This window comes from Nocardia sp. bgisy134, from assembly GCF_965341865.1.
Classification (GTDB): domain Bacteria; phylum Actinomycetota; class Actinomycetes; order Mycobacteriales; family Mycobacteriaceae; genus Nocardia.
In genome coordinates this window covers 1-1,121 of sequence record NZ_CBDQZP010000062.1, presented here as the reverse complement: position 1 = coordinate 1,121, position 1,121 = coordinate 1, and the positions used below count along the sequence as shown (strand labels likewise).

Sequence of the window (1,121 nt, the reverse complement as noted above, 5' to 3'; positions counted from 1 at the left end):
GGGCCGGTGGAGGCGGTGGGGGTGGACCTGTCACCGGTCCCGGTGGCCGAGGCGGAGCTGGTGTCGCGAGTGGGAGAAGTGTTGGGGGCGGGCTTCGATGTGGCGGCGGCGGTGCCGGTGCGGGCGAGGCTGTTCCGGGTCGGGGACGCAGAGCACGTGCTGGCGGTGGCGGTGCATCACATCGCCGGGGACGGGTCGTCGATGCGGCCGTTGGCGCGGGATGTGATGGTGGCCTATGCGGCACGCTCGCGAGGGCAGGTGCCGGGGTGGGCGCCGCTGCCGGTGCAGTACGCGGATTACGCGTTGTGGCAACGGGAGATGCTCGGGGAAGCCGACGATCCGGAATCGATGGCCGGGCACCAGCTCGCATTCTGGAAGCGGGAGTTGGCGGGGGTCGCGGAGGTGCTGGGGTTGCCGACCGACCGGCCGCGGCCCGCGGTGGCCTCGATGCGGGGTGGGCGGATCGAGTTCACCGTCGAGGCGGGTCTGCATCGGCGGGTGAATGTGTTTGCCCGCGAGCATGATGCGACCTCGTTCATGGTGGTGCATGCGGTGCTGGCGGTGTTGCTGGCGCGGTTGTCGGGCAGTGACGACATCGTCGTGGGGACGCCGATCGCCGGTCGCGGTGAACACGAGCTCGACGATCTGGTCGGGATGTTCGTCAACACCCTGGTGTTGCGCACCCGGGTGGAGCCGGGGTGGTCGTTCCTCGACCTGCTCGAACGCACCCGGGACGTGGATCTGGCGGCGTACGCGCATGCCGAGGTGCCCTTCGAGTGGCTGGTCGAGGAACTGGCGCCGGTCCGCTCGACCGCGCATGCACCGTTGTTCCAGGTGCTGCTGGTGTTCCAGAACTTCGCGCCGACGGGATTCGAGCTGCCGGGGCTGACCGTCGAGGCGGTGCAAGCGGATCTGCCGGTGGCGAAGTTCGACCTGCAGGCGACCTTCGTGGAGCGGTCCGGACCCGACAACGTTCCGGCGGGGATGGATGTGGAATTCACCTACGCGACGGACCTGTTCGACGAAGCGACCGTCCGCGGGTTCGCCGACCGGTACATGCGAGTCCTCGAGACGGTCACCGCGGACCCGGCGACGCCGGTCGGGGATATCGAGATCCTCGA

The 1,121-nt window shown here is 69.4% G+C and carries 1 protein-coding gene; it reads left to right on the top strand.

From position 1 onward, the window contains the following. Positions 1–21: 21 nt before the first annotated feature. On the top strand, positions 22–1,121 hold a 1,100-nt coding region (locus ACRWNM_RS36520; RefSeq protein WP_431972732.1), incomplete at its 3' end, for a condensation domain-containing protein.